We start from the raw sequence: 23634 nt of genomic DNA, 5'->3' as shown, positions 1-23634 counted from the left end.
GGTCCGCGACCGTCAGTCCCACTGCTCCTCGGCGCGGCCTTCGGACCACAGCGTGTGGAAGGTGCCGTCCCGGTCCACACGCCGGTAGGTGTGGGCACCGAAGTAGTCCCGCTGTGCCTGGATCAGCGCGGCCGGCAGGCGGTCGGCCCGGACGCCGTCGTAGTACGCGAGGGAGGAGGAGAATGCCGGGGTCGGCACGCCGTTCTGGGCCGCGCCGGCGACGATCCGCCGCCAGGACGGCAGCCCGGCGCTCACCGCGTCGGTGAAGTACGGGTCCGCCAGCAGCAGCGGCAGGTCCGGGGTGCGCTCGTACGCCTCGGTGATCCGGTCCAGGAAGCGCGCACGGATGATGCACCCGCCGCGCCAGATCCGTGCCATCGCGCCGCGGTCGATGTCCCAGTCGTGCTCGGCCGACGCCGCGGCGATCTGGTCGAAGCCTTGGCTGTAGGCGACCACCTTCGAGGCGTACAGCGCCTTGCGGACGTCCTCGACGAACCCGTCGCGGTCCTGCACGGCCCACTCCGCCGTCGCCGCGGGCAGCGACGCGCGGGCCGCCTCCCGCTGCGGCACCCCGCCGGACAGCGCCCGGGCGAACGTGGCCTCCGCGATCCCGGTGATCGGCACGCCGAGGTCCAGCCCGTTCTGGACGGTCCACCGGCCGGTGCCCTTCTGCTCCGCCTGGTCGAGCACCACGTCGACGAACGCCTGGCCGGTCGCGGCGTCGACGTGGCCGAGCACCTCGGCGGTGATCTCGATGAGGTAGGACTCCAGGTCCCCGGTGTTCCAGGTCGCGAAGATCTCGCCGATCTCCGCGGCAGAGGCGCCCAGGCCCAGTCGCAGCAGGTCGTACGCCTCGGCTATGAGCTGCATGTCCGCGTACTCGATGCCGTTGTGCACCATCTTCACGAAATGGCCGGCGCCGTCCGGGCCCACGTGCGTGCAGCACGGCACGCCGCCGACCTTCGCGGCGATGGCCTCCAGCATCGGCCCGAGACGCTCGTAGGACTCCGCGGTCCCGCCCGGCATGATCGACGGGCCGTTGAGCGCGCCCTCCTCACCGCCGGAGACCCCGCACCCGACGAAGTGCAGGCCCTTCTCGCGCAGGGCCTTCTCCCGGCGGATGGTGTCCGGGAAGTGGGCGTTGCCGGTGTCCACCAGGACGTCGCCGGGCTCGAGGAGCTCGGCCAGCTCCTCGATGACGGCGTCGGTCCCCGACCCGGCCTTCACCATGACGATCGCCACGCGCGGCGTCTTCAGCGAGGCGACGAAGTCGGCCAACGACTCCGACGGCACGAACGTGCCGTCCTCGCCGTGCTCGGAGACGAGGCGCTCCGTACGGGCGTAGGTGCGGTTGTGCACGGCCACCGTGTAGCCGTGTCGGGCGAGGTTCCGGGCGAGGTTCGCCCCCATGACCGCCAGACCGGTCATGCCGACGTCGGCGGTCGCTGTCGAGCCCTGCATCGTCTTCCTCCCTGCGGTCGCGGACGGTGCGTGCCTGGAACGGTACGCCGCGGCTGCCAAGATGGGCGCCATGAGCACCCAGGGTGAGACGGCCCACCAGCAGGCACCGGCGCTGCCCGGGTGGCGGCACACGTATTCCGGCAAGATCCGCGACCTGTACGTCCCGGACGACGACGCGGCGGACGACGTCGTCCTGGTGGTCGCCTCCGACAAGATCAGCGCGTACGACCACGTGCTGCCGACGACGATCCCGGACAAGGGCCGCGTCCTGACCCAGCTGAGCCTGTGGTGGTTCGACCGCCTGTCCGACCTGGTCGAGAACCACGTCGTCTCCACGGACGTGCCCGCCGAGGTCGCCGGGCGGGCCATGATCTGCCGCAGGCTGGAGATGTACCCGGTGGAGTGCGTGGCTCGCGGCTACCTCACGGGCTCCGGCCTGGCGGAGTACCGCGAGACGGGCGCGGTCACCGGGATCCCCCTGCCGTCCGGCCTGCGCGACGGCGATCGGCTGCCCGAGCCCATCTTCACGCCGGCCACCAAGGCCGAGGTGGGGGAGCACGACGAGAACGTCGAGCTGGCGCGGGTCGCGGACATGGTCGGGCGCGACGTCGCCGAGCGGCTCCGCGCCACCACGCTGGCCGTCTACGACCGCGCCGCCACGCTCGCCGCCGACGCCGGGATCCTGCTCGCCGACACCAAGCTCGAGTTCGGTGCCGACCCGGCCGGCAGCTCGGCCGGAGCGGACGGCCCGGCGCTCATCCTCGCCGACGAGGTCCTCACCCCCGACTCCTCCCGCTTCTGGCCGGCCGACCGCTGGCAGCCCGGCCGGTCCCAGCCGAGCTACGACAAGCAGTTCGTCCGCGACTGGCTCACCTCACCCGAGTCGGGCTGGGACCGGGCCGCCGACGTGCCGCCCCCGCCGCTGCCGGAGGAGGTGGTTCAGCGGACCCGTGCGCGGTACGTCGAGGCGTACGAACGGCTCACCGGGCAGGCCTTCACCTGACGTTCACCCGATCCTCGAGCGCCGCTGTCCTTCGGGTCACCGCCGTCGCCGGATCCGTGACACACTCGAAGTGGCGGATGCCCTCTGCCAGTTCGGCCGCAGGTCGTTCCCCTCAGACCCCAAGGCGGCATGCCTGTGAGCCAGACCCTCGCTCCCGCTCAGCCCGCGGCACAACGGCCCCGCGAACGCCAGCTCAGTGACTTCAAGGCGCTCAGCGCCGCGGTCAAGGAAGCCGGCCTCATGCGCCGGCGGTACGGCTACTACTGGTCCAAGCTCATCGGCCTGCCGCTGGCCGGGCTCGTCCTCGCGGGCATGTTCGTGCTGGTCGGCGACAGCTGGTGGCAGGTGGGAACCGCCGTCGTGCTCGCCCTGCTGCTGACCCAGATCGCGTTCCTCGGTCACGACGCCGCGCACCATCAGGTCTTCGCCTCCGGCCGGTGGAACGAGTGGGTCTCCCTCGTGGTCATCAACCTCTTCGCCGGCATGGGCTACGGGTGGTGGAACCGCAAGCACAGCAAGCACCACAACGCCCCCAACAAGGTCGGCGCCGACCCGGACATAGCGCCCGGCGTGCTGGCCTTCACCGGTCAGGACGCCCGTGCCCGCACCAACCCGCTGTCCCGGTGGGCCGTCGGCAAGCAGGGTTGGTTCTTCTACCCGCTCCTGCTCCTGGAGGGCGCGAACCTCCACTTCCAAGGCGTACGGCGGCTGTTCTCCCGCGAGCGGGTCGAGCGCCGGTGGGTGGAGCTGTCCTTCCTCGCCGTGCGGTTCGGCGCCTCCGCGACGCTCGTGCTGCTCGTGCTCTCCCCGGACAAGGCCGCCGTGTTCGTGGCGGTCCAGCTGGTGGTCTTCGGTCTCTACATGGGCCTGTCGTTCGCCCCCAACCACATCGGCATGCCGGTCGTCGCGCCCAACGTCAAGATCGACTTCCTGCGCCGGCAGGTGCTCATGAGCCGGAACGTCACCGGCGGTCGGTGGGTCGAGACGTTCATGGGTGGCCTGAACTACCAGATCGAGCACCACCTGTTCCCGTCGATGGCACGCCCGCACCTGCGGCGGGTGGCGCCGATGGTGCGGGCCTACTGCGAGCAGCTCGGCGTCCGGTACACCGAGATGTCGCTCGGCGGGGCCTACGCGGCGGTGACGCGACACATCAACCGCGTCGGGCGCGGCGGGCTTGACGTGTGGGCCTGCCCGCTCGCCAAGCGCTACCGGGTGTGAGGTCCGCGCCAGGCCTAGGATGCGGACCGTGCCCCCGCAGCCTCAGGTCCGCCTCGTGCCGGCGGACGTGCGCGGCTCGGACCGCGAGGCGTGGATCGCGTTCCTGACCGCCCACGAGTGGCCCTTCCACGTCCGCACCCGCCCGACGTCCGAGCAGGTCGCGGCCGCGATCGAGAACGGCGCCTACGACGACGAGGACCACGCCGCCTACTGGCTCGAGACCGCCGAGGATCGCGTCGGCCTCGTCGTCCTGGAGGACCTGACAGATCCGACACCGCTCTTCGACCTCCGCCTGGCTGCCGAGCACCGCGGTCGTGGCCTGGGCCTCGCCGCGCTCCGCGCGATCACCGATCACGTCTTCACGACGACCGACGTCAACCGGCTCGAGGGGCAGACCCGTGAGGACAACGCCGCCATGCGGGCGGTGTTCGCGCGGGCGGGCTTCACGCTCGAGGCCGCCTATCGCGAGTCCTGGCCGGTCGACGGCGCAGCCCCCGTCACCTCGGTGGCGTACGCCGTACTGCGGCGCGAGTGGGAGGCCGGCCGTACCCGCGGCGACGGGGGAGCGCCGTGGCTGATCGTCGTCGACCCCCAGCGGGTCTTCGCCGACACCGCGAGCCCGTGGACGGTCCCGGGGTTCGGGGCGATCATCGACCCCGTCCGCCGCCTCGCGGCCGCCCACCAGGACCGGGTCGTCACCACGCGGTTCATCGCACCGTCGCGTCCGGTCGGGTCCTGGGCGACGTACTACGCCGAGTACCCCTTCGCGCTCGTGCCCGACGGCGACCCGCTCTACGCCGTCGTCCCCGAGCTCGCCGACCTGCCGGGAGCTGTGGTGAGCGAGCCCACCTTCGGGAAGTGGACGCCCGCCCTGGCCGCGATCACCGGACCCACGCCGCACCTGCGGCTCGCCGGGGTCGCCACCGACTGCTGCGTCATCTCCACCGCGCTCGCCGCTGCCGACGCCGGCGCCAGCGTCCAGATCGTCACCGACGCCTGCGCCGGATCGAGTCCTGAGGCGCATGAGCGGGCGTTGGAGGTCATGTCCGGATACGCGCCGCAGATCACCCTGACGTCGTCCACCGCGGTGCTCAGCCCTGGAGATGCCGCCCGATGAGCGACCGCACCGGTGGCCAGGACGCGAGCCGGAGCGGCAGCTGCGTCAGCTCCAGCATCAGCCGGCTTCGCGGGGCGTAGACGTCCTTGACCCACCGGCCGAGCCGCTGCTTCCTCTCCACGTCGGGCCGGAGCGCTCGCTCCCACTCGGCCAGCGCGCCCGGGATGTCGCCGCGGTGCCGTTCGAGAGCCGTGCCGAGCGCGTCCGCGCCACCGACGGCGAGTGAGGAGCCGTACCCCGCGAACAGCGACACGCACCAGGCCGCGTCGCCCACCAGGACGACGTTGCCCGTGCTCCAGCGTTCAAGGACGGCCTGGCTGATGGTGTCGAAGTAGACGGAGTCCGCGGTGCGCAGGCCGACCAACGCCTCCGGCACCAGCCAGCCCATGTCGCGGTAGACCGCGGGGAGTGCCACGCGCGGGTCGCCGGTCACTGCCGCCGTCGGGATGTCGGTCCGGTACCCGAAGAAGGCCGTCGTCCGGCCATTGCCCACGCTGTTGATCGCGAAGGTGCGTCCGCCGTCGCTGATCGTGCCGGACGCGCCGTCCGCGAGCCCCTGCGGTCGCCTGGGGAGCATGTAGACGCCGACCTGGTGTCCCAGGTTCCGCAGGTACTGCTGCTCCGGGCCGAAGACCAGGTTCCGGACGGCGGAGTGCAACCCGTCGGCACCCACGAGCAGGTCGGCGTGCTCGGTGCTGCCGTCGCTGAGCGTCACCGTGACCGTCCGACCGACCTGGTCGACAGCGGTGACGGTCGTGCCGAACCGGACCGTCGTCCTGTCCCGCACCGCCTCGAAGAGCACGGACTCGATGTCGCCGCGGAGGATGGTGAAGCTCGTCTCGTCCATCGTCGCGGCGATGGCCTCCCCGGAGAGCGTGAAGCGCAGCCGCCCGTCGGGCCTGCGGTAGGCGAGCTCCGCGGTGACGAACGACCGATCCCTCAGCGCGCGCAGGACACCCAGTCGCTCTGCGCCGTCGTGGCCGATGCCGCCGAACGTGACGGCGTAGCCGCCGCCACGGCGAGCCGCGGCGCGCTCGACGACGAGCGTCTCCCAGCCGGCGTGGCTCAGGCGCAGCGCGGTGGCCAGCCCGGCGATGCCTGCACCCACGATGATGGCGCGCATCTCACTCTCCTGTCGGTGGCGCCGCTCGCACCAATCCTGACCGTTCCGCCTCGCCCGCCGCCAATTCTCGAGCGCGTCTCAGCAGCCGGGATTCGCCTGTCCGGCCCGGCGTGGGTGGTCGCGCCGTCGTCACGCTGGGCACCGAGGCACACACGTGCCCGAACCGGACCACGCGAGGAGGACGGGATGTCTGCCCAGCTGACGTTGCCGCGCACCGCACGCCGCGGCGACGGCGGAACCCCCGCGCTCACCGTCTCGCACGCCGGCACCGGGCGCACGTTCGGCACCGGCGAGAGCGCCCGCCCCGTGCTGCGCGACGTCGACCTCGACGTCGCGGCCGGCGAGATCGTCGCCGTCCTCGGTCCGAGCGGCTGCGGCAAGTCCACGCTGCTGCGGCTGACCGCGGGCCTGGACACCCCCACCGCCGGCGCGGTCCGCATCGACCGCACCGTGGTGGCCGGGTCGGACCCGCGCTGCGCGGTGGCCTTCCAGGAACCGCGGCTGCTGCCCTGGCGCACGCTCGCGGACCACGTCGCGGTCGGCCTGCCGCGCGGCACAGAGCGGGCCGCCGGGCGGGAGCAGGTGCACCGGCTGCTCGACCTCGTCGGGCTCTCCGCGCACGCCGACCACCGTCCCCGCGAGGTCTCCGGCGGCATGGCCCAGCGCGCCTCCCTGGCCCGGGCACTCGCCCGCGACCCTGGCGTGCTGCTGCTGGACGAGCCGTTCGGCGCGCTCGACGCGCTGACCCGGCTCAAGATGCAGGACCTCCTCCTTGAGGTCCACGAGGCCGCCCCGACGACCGTCCTGCTCATCACGCACGACGTCGACGAGGCGCTCCAGCTCGCCGACCGGGTCGTGGTGCTCGGCGCGGAGCCCGGCCGGCAGGGCGCCCGCGTGGTCCGCTCCCTCGTCGTCCCGGGCACGCGTCCCCGCAGCCGCGGCTCCGGCGAGCTCGCGGCACTGCGCAGCGAGCTGCTGGAATCCCTCGGCGTCGACATCCACCGCCACTGACCCGGTCACCTCCAGACCCCGACCCCATCGAGGAACCATGTCCCGCACCCGCCTCGCCGCAGCCTGCTCCGCCGTCGTCCTCACCCTCACCATGACCGGGTGCCTCGCCGGGGAGGGCACCGCCGACGCCGGTGCTCCCGCCGGCGAGGCCGGCTCGGGCGGGGAGCTCACGATCGACTTCGCCACCTACAACCCGCTGAGCCTCCTGATCCGCGAGCACGGCTGGCTCGAGGACGCACTGGCCGACGAGGGCGTCGAGGTCACCTGGATCCAGTCAGACGGCTCGAACACCGCGAACGAGCTGCTGCGCTCCGGCGAGGTCGACGTCGGCTCCACCGCGGGCTCGGCCGCGCTGCTCGCGCGTGCCAACGGCTCGCCGATCCGCACCATCGGGATCTACAGCCAGCCCGAATGGTCGGCCCTGGTCACCCAGCCGGACTCCGGCATCGAGGAGGTCACCGACCTGCGCGGCCGGTCGGTGGCCGCTACCCGCGGCACCGACCCCTACTTCTTCCTCCTGCAGTCGCTCGCCGAGGCCGGCGTCGACCAGTCGGAGGTCACGGTGGAGAACCTCCAGCACGCCGACGGCGGCGCCGCACTGCAGAACGGGTCGGTCGACGCCTGGGCAGGCCTCGACCCGATCATGGCCGCGGCCGAGCAGGAGGGCAGCGAGCTGTTCTACCGCAACGTCGACTTCAACACCTACGGCTTCCTCAACGCCCGCGAGGACTTCCTCGAGGAGGAGCCCGAGCTCGCCCAGGCCGTGGTGGACGCCTACGAGCACGCCCGCCGCTGGGCCGCCGAGCACCCCGAGGAGACGGCGACCATCCTCTCCGAGGTCGCCGGCATCGAGCCCAGCGTGGCCGAGACCGTCATCACCGAGCGCAGCAACCTCGACGTCGACGGCGCACCCGGCCAGGCCCAGCTCGACGTGCTCACCACCGTCGGGCCCATGCTGGTGGAGACCGGCGACGTCGCCGAGCAGTCCCAGATCGACGACGCGCTCGAGACGCTGCTGGACGACTCCTACGTCCGCCAGGCCGACCCGGACCGGATCGGCGGTGGCTCGTGACCTCCACCGACGCCCTGAACGGAGCCGGCGCGGTCAACGTCGCGGCCGAGCAGGTCCAGCGTCCCTCGGACGCCGACCCGGCGGGCGCGCCCACCGGCCGACGGCGGCCGGGTCGCGGGCTCCGGCACGCCCTCGTGGGCCTGGCGGTCCCGGCCGCGCTCCTGGTGATCTGGCACGTCGCCTCCGTCGCCGGCTGGATCAGTCCCGTCACGCTGCCCGGCCCGCTCTCGGTGCTCGAGGCCGCCCGGCAGCTGATCGAGCGCGGCGACCTCGCGCTCCACGTGGCCATCTCCACCCAGCGGGTCCTGCTCGGCTTCCTGCTGGGCGCCGCGGGCGGCCTGGTGCTCGGCGCGGTCCTCGGCCTGTCCCGGCGTGCCGACGCGCTGCTGTCCACCACGGTCGGGGCCCTGCGCGCCGTCCCGTCCCTGGCCTGGGTTCCCCTCCTGCTGCTGTGGATCGGCATCGGCGAGGACTCGAAGGTCACGCTCATCGCCATCGGCGCGTTCTTCCCGGTCTTCACCACCGTCTCCATGGCGCTGCGGCACGTCGACGCCCAGCTCGTGGAGGCCGGGCGCGCATTCGGCCTGCGCGGCCTCGGCCTGTTCCGGACCGTCCAGCTCCCCGCCATCGTCCCGTCGGTGATCTCCGGTCTGCGCCTCGCCCTGGCCCAGTCCTGGCTCTTCCTCGTCGCGGCCGAGCTCCTGGCCTCCTCCATGGGACTCGGCTTCCTCCTCACGGACAGCCAGAACAACGGACGCGTGGATCGGCTGCTCCTCGCGATCGTCCTGCTCGCCGTCCTCGGCAAGCTCTCCGACGCCGTCCTCGGGATCTTCGAGCGGTGGGCCATCCGCCGCTGGACCTGACCCGCCCGTCCCACCCGACCCCACGAAGGGACACACCCATGACCGACATCGACCTCTCGAAGCCGCTGAAGTTCGCCTACTGGGTGCCGAACGTCTCGGGCGGGCTCGTGGTCTCCACCATCGAGCAGCGCACCAGCTGGGACTTCGAGTACAACCGAGACCTGGCCCGCATCGCCGAGCGCTCCGGGTTCGACTACGCCCTGACGCAGACGCGCTACGCCGCCTCGTACGGCGCGGACCAGCAGCACGAGGCCACCAGCTTCTCCCTCGGTCTGCTCACCGCCACCGAGCGGCTCAAGGTCATCGCCGCCGTGCACCCGGGCATGTGGCAGCCGGGCGTGCTCGCCAAGTTCCTCATCACCGCCGACCACCTCTCGGGCGGCCGCGCCTGCACGAACATCGTCTCGGGCTGGTTGCGGGCCGAGTTCGACGGTTTCGGCCTGCCGTGGTTCGAGCACGACGAGCGCTACGTGCGCACGGAGGAGTTCATCAAGATCCTGCGCGGCCTGTGGACCGAGGAGAGCTTCTCCTTCCACGGGAAGTACTACGACATCACGGACTTCACCCTGAGGCCCGGGCCGGTCGACGTGCCCGGCCGGGCGCACCCGGAGATCTTCTTCGGCGGCAACTCCACGGCGGCCCGAGGTGCCGCCGGGCGTGCCACCGACTGGTACTTCTCCAACGGCAAGGACTTCGACGGCTTCGCCGAGCAGCACCATGACGTCTCCGCCGCCGCGGCCGAGGTGGGCCGGACCGTGAAGTTCGGCCTCAACGGCTTCGTCATCGCCCGCGACTCCAAGAAGGAGGCGACCGAGACCCTCCGCGAGATCGTCGCCAAGGCGCACAAGCCCGCCGTCGAGGGCTTCCGGCAGGCGGTCCAGGAGGCCGGGGCGTCCACCAAGGACAAGAAGGGGATGTGGGCGGACTCGAGCTTCGAGGACCTCGTGCAGTACAACGACGGCTTCCGGACGCAGCTCATCGGGACGCCGGAGGAGATCGCCGCCCGGATCGTGGAGTACAAGAAGATCGGCGTGAACCTGATCCTCACCGCCTACCTGCACTTCCAGGAGGAGGTCGAGGCGTTCGGCCGCGACGTGCTGCCGATCGTGCGCGAGATGGAGGCCGACCTGGCCGAGAAGAACGGCACCCAGCTGCGCATCGAGGACGCGGCAGGTGCCAAGGTGTCTGCATGAGCGCGAGGAGCACTGCATGAGCGCGAGGAGCACTGCATGAGTGATCACCAGTTCGGTTTCCGCACCCGTGCCCTGCACGCGGGCGGGACCCCCGACGCCGTCACGGGGGCCCGTGCGGTGCCGATCTACCAGTCGACCTCGTTCGTGTTCGAGGACGTCGAGGACGCCGGCAACCTCTTCGCGCTGCAGAAGTTCGGGAACATCTACTCCCGTATCGGCAACCCCACGGTCGCGGCCTTCGAGGAGCGGATCGCCTCGCTCGAGGGCGGCATCGGCGCGGTGGCGACGGCGTCCGGCATGTCGGCGGAGTTCATCACCCTGGCGGCGCTCGCCGGGGCGGGCGACCACGTCGTCGCCTCCTCCCAGCTCTACGGCGGCACCGTCACCCAGCTCGACGTGACGTTGCGCCGGTTCGGCGTGGAGACCACGTTCGTGCCGGGCACCGACCCCGCGGACTACGCAGCCGCGGTGCGGCCGGAGACCAAGGCTGTCTACGCCGAGACCGTCGCCAACCCCTCCGGGGAGATCGCGGACATCGCGGGTCTCGCCGCCGTCGCGCACGACGCCGGCGTGCCCCTGATCCTCGACTCCACCCTCACCACGCCCTACCTGATCCGGCCGTTCGAGCACGGCGCCGACATCGTGATCCACTCGGCGACGAAGTTCCTCGGTGGGCACGGCACCACCCTCGGTGGCGTCGTGGTGGAGTCCGGCCGGTTCGACTGGGGAGGTGGCACGTTCCCGCAGATGACCGAGCCGGTCCCCTCCTACGGCGGGCTGACCTGGTGGGGCAACTTCGGCGAGTACGGCTTCCTCATGAAACTGCGCTCGGAGCAGCTGCGAGACATCGGGCCCGCACTCACCCCGCAGGCCGCGTTCCAGCTGCTGCAGGGCGTGGAGACGCTTCCGCAGCGCATGGACGAGCACGTGCGCAACGCCCAGGCGGTGGCCGAGTGGCTGGAGCGGGACCCGCGCGTCGCCTACGTCAACCACGCCGGCCTGCCGAGCCACGTCCACCACGAGCGGGCGAAGCGGTACCTGCCGGACGGCATCGGCAGCGTCTTCTCCTTCGGCCTGCGTGGCGGGCGGGAGACCGGGGCCCGGTTCATCGAGTCCCTGCAGCTCGCCAGCCACCTGGCCAACGTCGGTGACTCCCGCACGCTCGTGCTGCACCCGGCCTCGACCACCCACCGGCAGCTCACCCCGGACCAGCTCGCCACCGCCGGGGTGCCCGAGGACCTCATCCGGATCTCGGTGGGCCTGGAGGACGTCGAGGACATCCTGTGGGACCTGGACCAGGCCCTGACCGTCGCCCACCGCGCCGGCGACGCGGACGAGACGGGTGTGCCCACCCGTGAGGAGGTGGCCCGATGACGACCGCCACCCGGTCCTGGCAGGGTCCTTCGGCGGCCGAGCGGCTCGGCATCCTGCGGCGCGCCCGGTCCGTCGCGATCGTCGGTGCCTCCGCCAAGCCCGAGCGGGCCTCGAACTTCGTGGCCACGTACCTGCTCGCGGACACCCCGTACCGGGTGTACTTCGTCAATCCCCGGGAGACGGAGATCCTCGGCCGCCCGGTCCACCCGACCCTGGCGGCCCTGCCCGAGGTCCCGGACATCGTGGACGTCTTCCGCCGGCACGAGGACCTGCCGGCGGTCCTGGAGGAGGCCAAGGCGGTCGGCGCGCCGACGCTGTGGCTCCAGCTCGGCTCCTGGCACGAGGGCGTCGCCCACGACGCGGAGGCAGCCGGCATCACCGTGGTCATGGATCGCTGCCTGAAGATCGAGCACGCCCGCTTCCACGGCGGCCTCCACCTCGCCGGGTTCAACACCGGCGTCATCTCCTCCAAGCGCCAGCTGCAAGCCTGAGAGGTGGATGGCGGACTGCCCCAGGAACGAGGGGCCGTTCCCTCGCGACACCCGGCGCTGCCTCGAGCGCAGGTACGATTGCCCTGCCGTCTCGCCCGACCACCCAGGAGCGCATGTGGGCCACATCGTCGTCGAGGTCATGCCCAAGCAGGAGATCCTCGATCCGCAGGGCAAGGCCGTCGTCGGAGCCCTCCACCGGCTCGGCCACCGCGACGTCACGGACGTCCGCCAGGGCAAGCGGTTCACGCTGACCGTGGACGGGCCCGTCACCGAGGCGCACCTGGAGGCCGCGCGACGCGCCGCCGAGACCACCCTGTCCAACCCGATCATCGAGGACGTCGTCGGCGTCTACGAGCTGACCGACCAGACGGTCGCGGAGCACGCGCGGTGAGCGCACGTATCGGCGTCGTCACCTTCCCGGGCAGCCTCGACGACCGCGACGCCGCGCGCGCCGTCCGGCTCGCCGGCGGTGAGCCGGTGGCCCTCTGGCACGCCGACGACGACCTCGGGGGCGTCGACGCCGTGGTCCTGCCCGGGGGGTTCTCCTACGGCGACTACCTCCGCTGCGGCGCCATCGCACGGTTCTCCCCGGTCATGACCGAGGTCGTCGACGCGGCGCGTGGGGGCATGCCGGTGCTCGGCATCTGCAACGGCTTCCAGATCCTGTGCGAGGCGCACCTGCTGCCCGGCGCCCTCATCCGCAACGACCACCAGCGCTTCGTCTGCCGCGACCAGCAGCTCCGCGTGGTCAACGACGCCACCGCCTGGACCACGGACCTCACCGCCGGGCAGGTCATCACCATCCCGCTGAAGAACGGCGAGGGCGGCTTCGTGGCGGACGAGGAGACCCTCGACCGGCTCGAGGGGGAGGGGCAGGTCGTCTTCCGCTACGAGGGCCTCAACCCCAACGGCTCCCTCCGTGACATCGCCGGCGTGACCAACGAGCGCGGCAACGTCGTCGGTCTCATGCCGCACCCGGAGCACGCCGTCGAGCCGGGCTTCGGTCCCGACCGGGCCGGCGCCCCCCGCAGCGGCACCGACGGACTGGGGCTGTTCACCTCCGCGGTGCGATCGCTCGTCAGCGCCTGACGAGCCACCGCCCCGGGCCGAACGCACCACCGCACCCGGGCTGACGCGGCCAGGCCCGACGGCGTCCGCACCTCGCGCGAGCGAGGCCCGTGCGCGCCCGCGGCACCGCTCTGACCTGCTGGATCGACGCAGAAGCGTTGCAATGGTCACAGTCTGGTCGCAAGGACGGCACTACACCGATTAAGCCATCCGGCCCGGGGTGAACGCCGGGTTACCTTCACACCGATCGCGACGCACCCTCCGCGTCGCGGCAGGTCTCAAGGAGCTAGTGATGGACGGTCGGGCCTGGGCAGGCAGCGCCGCCTGCGTCAAGAAAGAACCTGAGTTCTTCTTCGTCCGAGGAGCGGCCCAGCGTGCCGCCCGTGAGATGTGCTTCGGCTGCCCCGTCCGGATGCAGTGCCTCGCGGAGGCGCTCGACTCGCAGATCGAGTACGGCGTCTGGGGCGGCATGACCGAGCGGGAGCGCCGGGCGATGCTGCGCTCGCACCCGGAGGTGCGGAACTGGGACGAGTGGCTCGCCGACCCGGAGAACGAGGTCGAGCTGCCGGTGCGTCGCGCACCACGCCGCGCGGTGCAGGCGCTCGAGCGGGCGCGCGCCCAGGCCTCCTAGGGAGTGTCCGCCAGCACGTCCCGCAGGGACGTCGCCGGGATCCCGTGCGCGGTGGCGACCGGCTCGCACACCAGTGAGCCGGCGTGGGTGTTCAGGCCCTTGGCCAGTGCGGGATCGGCTCGCATCGCCCGCTGCCAGCCGTACCCGGCGAGCGCGACGACGTAGGGCAGCGTGACGTTGGTCAATGCGTAGGTCGAGGTGTGCGGCACGGCGCCCGGCATGTTCGCCACGCAGTAGAACATCGTCTCGTGCACCCGATAGGTCGGGTCCGCGTGCGTCGTCGGCCGGGTGTCCTCGAAGCAACCGCCCTGGTCCACGGCGATGTCGACCACGACGCTCCCGGCCTTCATCCGGCCGACCTGCTCGTTGCTCACCAGCCGGGGCGCCCGGGCCCCTGGGACGAGCACCGCTCCGATGACGAGGTCGGCGTCCGCGATCGCCCGGTCGACCTCGAACGCGTTGGACGCGACCGTTCTGCAGTGCCCCTGGTAGATCGCGTCCGCGTGCCGGAGCTTGGCCACGTCGCGGTCGAGGAGGATGACCTCGGCCTGCATGCCGATGGCGATCGCGGCCGCGTTCATGCCCGAGACCCCGGCACCGATCACCACGACCTTTGCCGCGTGCACTCCCGGTACACCGCCCATGAGGACACCGCGGCCGCCTTGCACGCTCATCAGCGTGTGCGCGCCCACCTGCGGCGCGAGCCGGCCGGCCACCTCGCTCATCGGCGCCAGCAGCGGCAGCGAGCCGTCGGTGAGCTCGACGGTCTCGTACGCCACCGCCGTCACCCGGCGTTCCATCAGCACCTCGGTGAGCCGACGGTCGGCCGCCAGGTGCAGATAGGTGAAGAGCACCTGGCCCTCGCGCATCCGGTGGTACTCCTCGGCGACCGGCTCCTTGACCTTGAGCACGAGCTCGCCGTAGTCCCACGTCTCGTCCGGCCCAGGCAGGATCGTGGCGCCGGCCGCGACGTACTCCTCGTCCGGGATGGCGGAGCCGACGCCGGCGCCCGTCTGGATCCCGACCTCGTGGCCGTGCTGCGTGAGCTCGTGCACGCCCGCCGGTGTGATCGCCACCCGGAACTCGTTGTCCTTGACCTCTCGTGGGACCGCAACCCGCACGAGTCACCCCCGTCAGGATCGGCGGCCGTTCCGGCCGTCTCTGTCTCGCAGTGTAGGTCCGGCGTGGCGGTGCCGTCCGCCGGTCAGGCCAGGTCAGACCAGCGTCTCGCTGAGCCGGCCCGCCGCCACGTCCCAGCGGCGGGTCGCCCGAACCTCCTGCAGCATCCGCCGGTCGTGCGTGACGAGCAGGACGGTGCCGGGGAAGGACTCGACGGCCTGCTCCAGCTGCGTGATCGCGGGCAGGTCGAGGTGGTTCGTGGGCTCGTCGAGCACCAGCAGGTTCGTCCCGCGTGCCTGCAGCAGCGCCAGGCCGGCCCGGGTCCGCTCGCCCGGCGAGAGGGACCCGGCCGGGCGCAGGGCATGCTCGCCGCCGAGCGCGAACTTCGCCAGCAGGGTGCGGACCTTCGCCTCCGGCCAGTCAGGCAGCAACGCACCGAACCGTTCCGCCACGGACTCCGTGCCGGAGAAGGCCGCTCGCGCCTGGTCGATCTCCCCGACCGCAACGCCGGCGCCGAGGGACGCGCGCCCCTCATCGGGGGCCACCCGCCCGAGAAGCAGGTCCAGCAGGGTGGTCTTCCCGGCACCGTTGGCACCGGTGAGGACCACCCGGTCGCCGAACTCGACCTGCGCGGTGACGGGGCCCAGCACGAAGGCGCCGCGCCGCACGACGGCGGAGTCGAGCACCGCCACGACGGCGCCGCTGCGGGGAGCCTGCGCGATCGACATCCGCAGCTCCCACTCCTTGCGCGGCTCCTCCACCCGCTCGAGCCGCTCCAGGGCTCGCTCGGACTGGCTCACCTTGGCGGCCTGCTTCTCTGTGCGGGCCAGCTTGCGCTGCTTGATGTGCTTGTCACCGTCGGGTGCCTTCCGCCGCGCGTTCCGTACGCCCTTGTCCACCCACGACTTCTGGGTCTGGATCCGGTCTCGAAGGGACTCGACGCGCCCGGCGTACTCCTCGTACGCCTCGCGGGCGTGGGTTCGAGCGATCTCACGCTCGGTCAGGTAGTCCTGGTAGCCGCCGTCGAAGACGTGCACCTGTTGCTGGGCGACGTCCAGCTCCACGACCCCCGTGACACATCGGGCGAGGAACTCGCGGTCGTGGCTGACCACCACCATCGGCGCCGGCGACTCCGCGACGAACCGTTCGAGCCGGTCCAGGCCGGCCAGGTCGAGGTCGTTCGTCGGTTCGTCCAGCAGAAGGACGTCGTAGCGGGCGATCAGGAGGGCGGCCAGGCCCGCACGTGCCGCCTCGCCACCGGAGAGCGAGGTGGTGCGGGCCGATGGCGCGGCGCCGAGTCCGACGTCGGCGAGTGCGGCCGCGGCACGCTCCTCCAGGTCCGCTCCGCCCAGCGCGAGCCACCGCTCCAGGGCGATGGCGTACTCCTCGCCGGCCGCGGTGTCCTCCGGCCGATCCGCCATCGTCCGCGCCGCGGCGTCCATGCGGTCCGCGGCGGCCGCGACGCCGGTCCGACGGCGGAGCAGGTCGAGGACGGTCTCGCCGGGCCGGCGCTCGGGTTCCTGCGTCAGGTACCCGACGGTCGCCCCGGGCGGCGCGAGGGTCACCTGGCCCTCGACGGCCGCCGTCGTCGGGAGCCCGGCGAGGACGGTCAGGAGGGTCGACTTCCCGGCGCCGTTGGCGCCCACCAGCCCCCACACGTCACCACGGGCGACGGTGAACGTCAGACCGGTGAACAGCCGGCGTGCCCCCCGGGATGCGCCCAGGTCGGAGGCGTGCAGCGCTGCGGGCATGGCTCCGAGGTTACGGAGCCGAGCCGCGCGACGTCCCGGTGTTTTACGCCCGGGCGGTGACGGACGGCCGAGGTGTCAATGCGCCCGGCGGTGCTCTGTCACGAGGATGTCCGCGCCGACCCGGCGGGCCTCCGTCAGCGTCCACGTGGTGAGGTCGTGCGCCTCGCCGAAGAGCCTCCGGCCGGTGCCGAGGACGACCGGGAAGGTCATCAGCCGGATGACGTCGACGAGGTCGTGCGCGAGGAGGTACTGGGCCAGCCGGATGCTGCCAGGGACCTGGAGCTCGCCGTCGATCTCGTCCTTCAGCCGGACCACCTCGGCCGTGATGTCGCCGGTAATCACCTCCGTGTGCTGCCACGTCGGGTCGGTGAGGGTGGAGGAGACGACGTACTTGGGCATGGTGTTGTACTTCTCGGCGAGGTCGCCCTGCCGCCCCGGCCAGGCATCGGCGAAGGAGTCGTATGTCGTCCGGCCGATGAGGAGTGCGGCGGCCCCCAGGGCCTCGTCGACCTTGAACCGGTCGCCGTCCTCTCCGCGGTCGAACCGGAAGCTCCAGTCCTTGTGCCGGAAATCCTCGCCCCCGGGAGCCTCGACCACGCCGTCGAGCGAGATGAACTCGGTGAGTGCAACCGTTCCCATTCGTGCTCTCCTTGCTGTCGCGCCTCGCGACGTCGGGCACACGCTAGGCAGGCCGGCCGTCCCCGATCTTGTACAGAAGCGACATCGGTTCCTCAGCCCGGTGCTGGCGCAGCTCCGTGGCCGTTCGCCCGATGAAACGGGAGAGCGAACGCGCCAGGTGCGGCTGGTCGTAGTACCCGAGCCCGTGGACGACATCGAGCGCGGCCGTGCCCCCACGCAGCAGCATGGTCGCCTCGCGGGCGCGCTCGATCTGGCGGATGGCACCCTGCGTCAGGCCCGTCGCCGCCCGCACCCGGCGTTGCACCGACCGGGCCCCGAGCCGCGCGCGGTCCCCGGCGAGGACATCCGCGACGAGTGGGTCGCGCGCGAGGACGCCGGCGCGTACCAAGCGGTCCACGAAGACCTCGGCGTTGTCGTACGTCGGGGTCTCCCACTCCTCACTCCGCAGCACGAACGTGCGCGCCGTCACGTGCGGACTCTCGACCTCGGAGTCCACCAGCCGGGCGACCGGCAGATGCGGCATCGTCGTGCCGTGACGGAAGATGATGCCCCAAGAGGCGGACTCCACGTCGGTCTCGACCGTGGTGGCGACGGTCTCCGGCCCACGCACGCTGACGCGTGGGATCCCGCCGTCGTCCCAGAACACCAGCTCCCAGGTCGAGGCTGCGACGGAGCTCATGCGCTGCAGACCGCTGATGTGCCCGCGCCAGACCCGCTCGACGCACGGGGAGCCGGAAGGCCGGTCCTCGCTCTGGAGCACCATCGCACCCTCCTTGCCGCACGCGCCGCGGGCATGCCCGAGAGTACGAGGCATGCCCGCGGCGTCCCAGCCGATTTACGCCGGGATGTGCTCGTCCGCGTAGACGCGCAGCGCGTCCCGGACGAACTCCGCGCCCGTGGTCCCGCCGTAGTTGGCGCCGAACCGCGCGTCGGTCACGTACATCTCGGCGAGGCCGAGGATGTACTCACGAACCGGCTCGGCTCCGTACCCAGGCGTGCCGGGGATCCCGCGCAGCCACTCCACGTGGCGGCGGGCGAGGTCCTGAGCCTCGGCACTCGCCGGGTCCGTGCCGCGCTCGGCGGCCGCGGACCAGTCCGTCGCGAGCTTCTCGGCGGCCTGCTTCCAGGCGGTCCGGTCGGTCTCGCTGAGGCCGCGCCACCAGCGGTCGCCGGCCGCATAGGCCTCCGACCCCCAGCGCTGGACGACCTCATCCTTGTACTGCGTGTGATCGAACCCGTCGAACATGTCCTGTGCCACGAGTCGTGCACCTCCTTCCTTCTTCTCGATGGTTCGACGTACCGAGGCGATCTGACGCGCGACCCTCTCCCGCTCCTGCTCGAGGAGCTTCAGGTGCGTGCGCAACGCCTCGACGGTGTCCTGCTCTCCCTGGAGGACCTGGGCGATCGTCGGCAGGGCGAGACCGAGCTCGCGCAGCAGCAGGATGCGCTGCAGGCGCACGAGTGCGTCCTCGTCGTAGTACCGCAGACCGCCCGCGCCAGTCCTGGTCGGGCTGAGCAGATCGATCTGGTCGTAGTGACGCAAGGTCCGGCTCGTGACCCCGGTCGCCCGGGTGACCTCGTGGATCGACCACTCGGTCGCGTCCATCACCAAGCTCCTTCCGTCGTCCGGATCGATCGGGAACCACCCTGCCGGTTGACGTTACGTCAAGCGCAAGTGCTCGTCCGTGGTGATGTGGAGCACCCCCGCTCGACGGCGAAACCGGGTGTCCACAGGGTCTTTCCGGTGACTGTGTGTATGTGCACAAGGGTGTGGACAGCGCCGGTGGATAACTCTGTCCGTTGGGTGAACGGGAGTTGTCTCGACACGCAACACGGCACGTCAGCGGACGGCGCGCGCACCGGTCCCGGCCGTGCGCCGCGACGCCGCGGCACGGCCGGAAGTGTGGACATGTGCGCCCTTACAGCGGCGTGATGCTCCCGGTGAGGTGCACCGCCCCGGAGCGCCGGCCCCACAGGACGAACCCGCCGTCGGGTGTCGTGGCGTACGCGACGGTCGCCGGCAGCAGCACGGGCCTGCCGAACTCGACCGACCAGGCGAACGGCTTGCGCCGCAGGGGAGCCGGTGTCCCGGCGAGTGCCCGCGCGGCGGTGTCCATGCCGTGCGCGATCGGCCGGCGGAAGCCGAAGAGGCGCGCGCCCAGGCGCGAGACATGGATCGGGTTGCGGTCGCCCGAGACCTCCGCGTAGCGGGCTGTGTCGCGCGCGGTCAGCCGCCACACCGCGGTGGGGGCGGAGGGGATGGCCGTCTCGCCGGGCTCGTGCTCGCGCGTGGTGGGCTCGCCGACCGTCAGCCCCGCGGGGATCCGGCCCTTGGCCAGGTAGGTGGACACCCCGCGCCAGGCGACCTCCTCGCCGGCGGTGACCTCGACGACGAGGTCCACCGTGACGCCCCGACGGTGCCGTCGAGCGTCCTGTGCCCACGCCCGGACGGTCACGGCGTCGTGCAGCTCGAGGGCCCGCCGCTGCTCGACCCGGTTGGCCACGTGGACGAGGCCCAGGACCTGCAGGGGGAAGTCCTCGCGGACCATGACCGCCATGGCGAGCGGGAACGCGAGGATGTGGACGTACCCGGCCGGGAGCGTGTCCGTGCCGGGCTCGCCGACCAGGTGCTGGTAGTCAGCGAGGTGGGCTGCCTCGGCACGGACGCCGTCGACCCGCAGGGCGATCGCCGGGAGGTCCCGGGCCCGCGGCTTGGTGAGCACCAGGCGCCCCGTCCGCCCCACGGCCTTCGCGTAGAGCGATGCCAGGGTCGGCATCCGGGCGAGGCGCTCCTCGCGGTACCCGGCGGGCGGGCCGGAGGAGGTGGCGGGACGTCCGCCACGGCTCGTGCGCGCCCGACGCCGCGCCGGCTCGGACTCCGACATACCCACCTCGCTGTGCTCGTGACCGTCGGGCCCGTGACCCGTCACCGGCCCACTCACTGGCCCACCATCATCTGCCCGCACACCCGCAGCGTCTGCCCGTTCACGCCCCCCGCCTGCGGAGAGGCGAGGAAGGCGATGGCCTCGGCCACGTCGACCGGACGTCCGCCCTGCTGCAGCGAGCTGCCCCAGCGGGCCATCTGCCGCGGCACGGGCGGGATGGAGGCCGTCATCTCGGTCTCGATGAACCCGGGCGCGACGGCGTTCACCGTACCGCCCGCCTCGCCGACCGGGCCGGCGAGAGCCCTGGTCATGCCGATGATGCCCGCCTTCGCGGCGCCGTAGTTGGTCTGCCCACGGTTGCCGGCGATCCCCGAGGTCGAGGCGAGCGAGATGATGCGCGGCGCCACGCCGTCGCCGCCGAGCGTGCCGGGCGCGGCGAACGTCTCGTTCATCCGCAGCGGGGCGGAGATGTTGACCGCGAGCAGGCCGTCGAACCTCTCGGGCGTCATGTTGGCGAGCAGCTTGTCCCGCAGGATCCCGGCGTTGTGCACCACGATGTCGAGGTGCCCGAACCGCGACCGGGCGACCTCGAGGATGCGCTCGGCAGCGTCGTCGGCCGTGACGTCCAGCTGCAGGGCGATGCCGCCCACGGAGTTCATCACCGTGCTGAGGGCCTCGCCCGCTGCCGGGACGTCGACGCCGAGCACGCGGGCGCCGTCGCGGGCCAGCACGCGGACGACCTCGGCCCCGATGCCGCGAGCGGCACCGGTGACGACGGCGACGCCGCCGACCAGCGGACGGGTCCAGTCGGCCGGCTCGGCCCCGCCGTCGCTGCCGACCTGCAGGAGCTGGCCGTCCACGAATGCGGAGCGGGCGGAGAGCAGGAACCGCAGGCCCCCGCGGACGGACGGTGCGGAGAGCCCGACGCCGTCCGCCAGCACCAGCCCGTTGCCGGTCGCGCCGGCCCGTAGCTCCTTGGCGAGCGAGCGGAGGAACCCGTCGACCGCGTTCCGCGCCGCCGACACCGCAGGGTCCGCACCCACCGGGGCGGCCAGTGCGGGTGGTGCGCCCCGGGAGAGTGTCACCACGCGGGCGCCGGGTGCGAGCCGTCGCAGCACCGAGCCGAGGGCGAGCGCCGGCTCGGAGAGCCCGGCCGGGTGGGAGAGGCCGGTGAGGACCAGCACGACGGCACCCCACCGGTCGTGCTCACCGAGCCGGGTGTCCCGGCGGACGTCGAGGTCCCAGGCGAGCAGGTCCGAGGCGACCGTGTCCGCGTCGGTGCCGGACCCGCCGTCGGAGAGGACGAGGACCGGGCCGGGCGTGAGCGGGCAGTCGGGAGAGGACGGGTCGGTGCGGCGCAGCCGGGCCGGCTTGGGCAGCCCGAGCTTCTTGGCGAGACTCGCCGCCGGCCCCGAGCTGACGAGGTCGAGGTAGGTGTCACTCATCCGAGATCTCCAGACTCAGGCGGCTTCGAGGATCATCGTCACGGCCTGGCCTCCCGCGGCGCAGACCGAGATCAGGCCGCGGGCCTTCTCGCCCGTCCGGACCTCGGAGTCGCCGCGCTCGTGCAGCAGCTTGGCGAGCGTCCCCACGATCCGCCCGCCGGTGGCCGCGAACGGGTGGCCGGCGGAGAGCGACGAACCGGTGACGTTGAGCCGGGCCCGGTCCACGGCGCCCAGCGGGGCGTCCAGCCCGAGGCGCGTGCGGCAGAACTCCTCGTCCTCTAGCGCGGCGAGCGTGGCCAGCACCGTCGCGGCGAACGCCTCGTGGATCTCCACCAGGTCGAAGTCCTGCAGAGACATGCCGTTGCGGGCCAGGAGCGGCGGGATGGCGTAGGCGCCACCCATGAGCAGGCCCTCCCGGCCGGTGACGAAGTCGGTGGACGCCACCTGCGCGTCCACCACGTGCGCCAGCACCGGCAGCCCGCGCTCCGTGGCCCAGGCGTCCGACGCGAGGAGCACGGCGGAGGCGCCGTCGGACAGCGGCGTCGAGTTGCCGGCGGTCATGGTTGCGGCCGCCTCCGCGGAGCCGCCGGTGCCGAAGACCGGCCTGAGCTTGGCCAGCTTCTCCATCGAGGTGTCGGCCCGCAGCGACTCGTCCCGGGTGAGTCCCCGGTACGGCGTCATGAGGTCGGCGAAGAAGCCGCGGTCGTAGGCCGCGGCGAGGTTCGTGTGCGAGGCCAGTGCCAGCTCGTCCTGCGCCTCGCGGGTGATGCCCCAGGCCGCCGTCGTGAGGGCCTGGTGCTCGCCCATGCTCAGCCCGGTGCGCGGCTCGGCCACGTCCGGCGCGACCGGGGCCAGGTCGGCCGGCCGCAGACGGGCGAACGCCTTGAGCCGCTGCTGCAGCGTCTTGGCCCGGGCGGCCGTGAGCAGGACCTTGCGGAGGCGGTCCGAGACCACGATCGGGGCGTCGGAGGTCGAGTCGACGCCGCCGCCGATGCCCACCGACGCCTGGCCGAGCGCGATCTTGTTCGCGACGCCGATGATCGCCTCGACGCCCGTCCCGCACGCGCGCTGGACGTCGTACGCCGGCGTGCGCGGGTCCAGGGCCGAGCCCAGCACGGCCTCCCGGGCGAGGTTGAAGTCCCGGGAGTGCTTGAGCACCGCGCCGGCCGCGACCTCGTCCAGCCGCTCACCGGCCAGCCCGAACCGGGCGACGAGGCCGTCGAGGGTCGCGGTGAGCATGTCCTTGTTCGAGGCGGAGGAGTACGCGCTGCCCGCCTTGGCGAACGGGATGCGGTTCGAGCCGATGACGGCCGCGCGTCGCTCGGGTGGGGTCGGGGATGCAGAGGGGTCGGTGGTCACGTCGTCGTCCTCGTCTCTTTCGTCTCGGGACCGAGCGTCCTATCGGTACCGACAGTACCTGATACTGTCGGTTACGTGATGCCGGTCACCGACGTCCCCTCGGACGCCCCCACCGACGGACGCGCCACCCGCTGGGCCGACCATCGCGCCGCGCGCCGGACGGAGCTCGTCCGCGCCGCCCGCCGCGCGGTCCACGACCGCGGCCCAGACGTGTCCATGGAGGACATCGCCGCCCACATCGGCACGTCCAAGCCGATCCTGTACCGCTACTTCACCGACAAGTCCGGGCTGCAGGTGGCCGTCGGGCACGCCGTGCTCGCCCGGATGCAGGGTGCGCTGGAGGAGGCCGCCGCCGGGGCCGGCGGCCCGCGCGAACGCATCTCCGCGATGGTTCGCGTCTACCTCGAGATGGTCGACGCCTCGCCGCACGTGTACGCCTTCGTCAGCCGTCCTGAGGCCAACGCCGGGGAGCTGCGCGGCTTCGTCTCCCAGGTCGCGGACCTCGTGGTGGACGCCCTCCTGCCGGCCCTGACGGGGCAGGACGACGAGGTCCCCGCGCGCGAGGACCTGGACGCCGAGACCCTCACCGCGGCGCGGCTCTGGGCCGCGGGCGTCGTGGGCCTGGTGCGCGGCGCCGTCGACCTGTGGCTCGGTGACCGGCTCGACGACCCCGACGACGCCGACGCCGGCGGAAGCGCCACCGGGCTCGACCGCGAGGCCCTCGCGCTGCACCTGTCCAACTGGCTCTGGGACGGCGCCGTCGGAGTTCTTCGCCGCACCCGCACCGCCACCACCCGCGCCTGAGCAG

At 72.4% G+C, this 23634-nt stretch carries 23 protein-coding genes and 1 pseudogene; 14 read left to right on the top strand and 10 right to left on the bottom strand.

Annotated elements, in window-relative coordinates:
* Positions 1-12: 12 nt before the first annotated feature.
* Complete coding sequence (gndA, locus tag ACFQQL_RS18955; protein WP_382396751.1) at positions 13-1461, bottom strand: NADP-dependent phosphogluconate dehydrogenase; 1449 nt, start codon at positions 1459-1461, stop codon at positions 13-15.
* 61 nt (positions 1462-1522) lie between these two features.
* Between gndA and ACFQQL_RS18950 the strand changes: the two genes are divergently transcribed.
* The 4 genes and pseudogenes from ACFQQL_RS18950 (at position 1523) to ACFQQL_RS19175 (ending at position 4802) form a co-directional block, all read left to right on the top strand.
* On the top strand, positions 1523-2464 hold the full coding sequence (locus tag ACFQQL_RS18950; protein ID WP_465254082.1) for a phosphoribosylaminoimidazolesuccinocarboxamide synthase: 942 nt from the start codon (positions 1523-1525) through the stop codon (positions 2462-2464).
* A 129-nt stretch (positions 2465-2593) separates the two neighbouring features.
* On the top strand, positions 2594-3685 hold the full coding sequence (locus ACFQQL_RS18945) for a fatty acid desaturase family protein (protein ID WP_382396749.1): 1092 nt from the start codon (positions 2594-2596) through the stop codon (positions 3683-3685).
* A 19-nt stretch (positions 3686-3704) separates the two neighbouring features.
* Positions 3705-4121: pseudogene (locus ACFQQL_RS19180) on the top strand (GNAT family N-acetyltransferase); the annotation flags it as partial.
* An 84-nt stretch (positions 4122-4205) separates the two neighbouring features.
* Positions 4206-4802, top strand: a complete 597-nt coding sequence (locus ACFQQL_RS19175) for a cysteine hydrolase family protein (RefSeq protein WP_465254081.1) — start codon at positions 4206-4208, stop codon at positions 4800-4802.
* On the opposite strand, the gene ACFQQL_RS18935 is transcribed toward ACFQQL_RS19175, so the two are convergent.
* Positions 4777-5925 carry an FAD-dependent monooxygenase gene (locus ACFQQL_RS18935; RefSeq protein ID WP_382396745.1) on the bottom strand — a complete coding sequence of 383 codons (1149 nt, stop codon included), beginning with the start codon at positions 5923-5925 and terminating at the stop codon, positions 4777-4779. The two genes, ACFQQL_RS19175 and ACFQQL_RS18935, sit on opposite strands and share 26 nt — an antisense overlap.
* A gap of 186 nt (positions 5926-6111) precedes the next feature.
* Here ACFQQL_RS18935 and ACFQQL_RS18930 point away from each other — a divergent pair, with 186 nt between their 5' ends.
* The 9 genes from ACFQQL_RS18930 (at position 6112) to ACFQQL_RS18890 (ending at position 13628) form a co-directional block, all read left to right on the top strand.
* Positions 6112-6936, top strand: coding sequence for an ABC transporter ATP-binding protein (locus ACFQQL_RS18930; protein WP_382396743.1), 825 nt, complete (start codon positions 6112-6114; stop codon positions 6934-6936).
* A gap of 37 nt (positions 6937-6973) precedes the next feature.
* Entirely contained in the window at positions 6974-8008 is a 1035-nt protein-coding gene (locus ACFQQL_RS18925; protein ID WP_382396741.1) for an aliphatic sulfonate ABC transporter substrate-binding protein, read from the top strand.
* Positions 8005-8871 carry an ABC transporter permease gene (locus tag ACFQQL_RS18920; protein WP_382396739.1) on the top strand — a complete coding sequence of 289 codons (867 nt, stop codon included), beginning with the start codon at positions 8005-8007 and terminating at the stop codon, positions 8869-8871. The genes ACFQQL_RS18925 and ACFQQL_RS18920 overlap by 4 nt, the downstream gene beginning before the upstream one ends.
* A 38-nt stretch (positions 8872-8909) precedes the next feature.
* On the top strand, positions 8910-10064 hold the full coding sequence (sfnG, locus tag ACFQQL_RS18915; RefSeq protein ID WP_382396737.1) for a dimethylsulfone monooxygenase SfnG: 1155 nt from the start codon (positions 8910-8912) through the stop codon (positions 10062-10064).
* 36 nt (positions 10065-10100) lie between these two features.
* Positions 10101-11438, top strand: a complete 1338-nt coding sequence (locus tag ACFQQL_RS18910; RefSeq protein WP_382396735.1) for an O-acetylhomoserine aminocarboxypropyltransferase/cysteine synthase family protein — start codon at positions 10101-10103, stop codon at positions 11436-11438.
* Positions 11435-11929: a CoA-binding protein gene (locus ACFQQL_RS18905; RefSeq protein ID WP_382396733.1), complete on the top strand. Its 495-nt coding sequence runs from the start codon at positions 11435-11437 to the stop codon at positions 11927-11929. The genes ACFQQL_RS18910 and ACFQQL_RS18905 overlap by 4 nt, the downstream gene beginning before the upstream one ends.
* A 115-nt stretch (positions 11930-12044) precedes the next feature.
* Positions 12045-12320: a phosphoribosylformylglycinamidine synthase subunit PurS gene (gene purS, locus ACFQQL_RS18900; protein ID WP_382396731.1), complete on the top strand. Its 276-nt coding sequence runs from the start codon at positions 12045-12047 to the stop codon at positions 12318-12320.
* Positions 12317-13018 (top strand): phosphoribosylformylglycinamidine synthase subunit PurQ, encoded by a 702-nt coding sequence (purQ, locus tag ACFQQL_RS18895; protein WP_382396729.1) that lies wholly within the window; start codon positions 12317-12319, stop codon positions 13016-13018. Before purS ends, purQ begins: the two co-directional genes overlap by 4 nt.
* Positions 13019-13289: 271 nt before the next feature.
* Positions 13290-13628: a WhiB family transcriptional regulator gene (locus tag ACFQQL_RS18890; protein WP_382396727.1), complete on the top strand. Its 339-nt coding sequence runs from the start codon at positions 13290-13292 to the stop codon at positions 13626-13628.
* Here ACFQQL_RS18890 and ald read toward each other — a convergent pair.
* The 8 genes from ald to ACFQQL_RS18850 form a co-directional block, all read right to left on the bottom strand.
* A complete protein-coding gene (gene ald / locus ACFQQL_RS18885) occupies positions 13625-14749 on the bottom strand; it encodes an alanine dehydrogenase (protein ID WP_382396725.1) in 1125 nt (374 codons plus the stop codon). The two genes, ACFQQL_RS18890 and ald, sit on opposite strands and share 4 nt — an antisense overlap.
* 93 nt (positions 14750-14842) lie before the next feature.
* The gene (locus ACFQQL_RS18880; protein WP_382396723.1) at positions 14843-16498 is read right to left on the bottom strand and encodes an ABC-F family ATP-binding cassette domain-containing protein; all 1656 of its coding nucleotides are present in this window, start codon (positions 16496-16498) and stop codon (positions 14843-14845) included.
* 75 nt (positions 16499-16573) lie between these two features.
* On the bottom strand, positions 16574-17137 hold the full coding sequence (locus ACFQQL_RS18875; RefSeq protein ID WP_382396721.1) for a dihydrofolate reductase family protein: 564 nt from the start codon (positions 17135-17137) through the stop codon (positions 16574-16576).
* A gap of 43 nt (positions 17138-17180) precedes the next feature.
* Positions 17181-17900, bottom strand: coding sequence for a helix-turn-helix domain-containing protein (locus ACFQQL_RS18870; RefSeq protein WP_382396719.1), 720 nt, complete (start codon positions 17898-17900; stop codon positions 17181-17183).
* 72 nt (positions 17901-17972) lie between these two features.
* A complete protein-coding gene (locus ACFQQL_RS18865; RefSeq protein ID WP_382396717.1) occupies positions 17973-18743 on the bottom strand; it encodes a MerR family transcriptional regulator in 771 nt (256 codons plus the stop codon).
* Between the two features lie 313 nt (positions 18744-19056).
* Positions 19057-20022 carry a MaoC family dehydratase gene (locus ACFQQL_RS18860; RefSeq protein ID WP_382396715.1) on the bottom strand — a complete coding sequence of 322 codons (966 nt, stop codon included), beginning with the start codon at positions 20020-20022 and terminating at the stop codon, positions 19057-19059.
* A gap of 53 nt (positions 20023-20075) precedes the next feature.
* Positions 20076-21467 (bottom strand): 3-oxoacyl-ACP reductase, encoded by a 1392-nt coding sequence (locus ACFQQL_RS18855; protein WP_382396713.1) that lies wholly within the window; start codon positions 21465-21467, stop codon positions 20076-20078.
* Positions 21468-21482: 15 nt separating this feature from the next.
* Positions 21483-22826 (bottom strand): acetyl-CoA C-acetyltransferase, encoded by a 1344-nt coding sequence (locus tag ACFQQL_RS18850; RefSeq protein WP_382396711.1) that lies wholly within the window; start codon positions 22824-22826, stop codon positions 21483-21485.
* Positions 22827-22904: 78 nt separating this feature from the next.
* Between ACFQQL_RS18850 and ACFQQL_RS18845 the strand changes: the two genes are divergently transcribed.
* Positions 22905-23630 (top strand): TetR/AcrR family transcriptional regulator, encoded by a 726-nt coding sequence (locus ACFQQL_RS18845; RefSeq protein WP_382396709.1) that lies wholly within the window; start codon positions 22905-22907, stop codon positions 23628-23630.
* The last annotated feature ends 4 nt before the right edge of the window (positions 23631-23634 follow it).

It is taken from the genome of Georgenia alba (genome assembly GCF_042665525.1).
In the GTDB taxonomy this organism is placed as follows: domain Bacteria; phylum Actinomycetota; class Actinomycetes; order Actinomycetales; family Actinomycetaceae; genus Allobogoriella; species Allobogoriella alba.
This window is presented reverse-complemented; position numbering and strand designations above follow the sequence as displayed.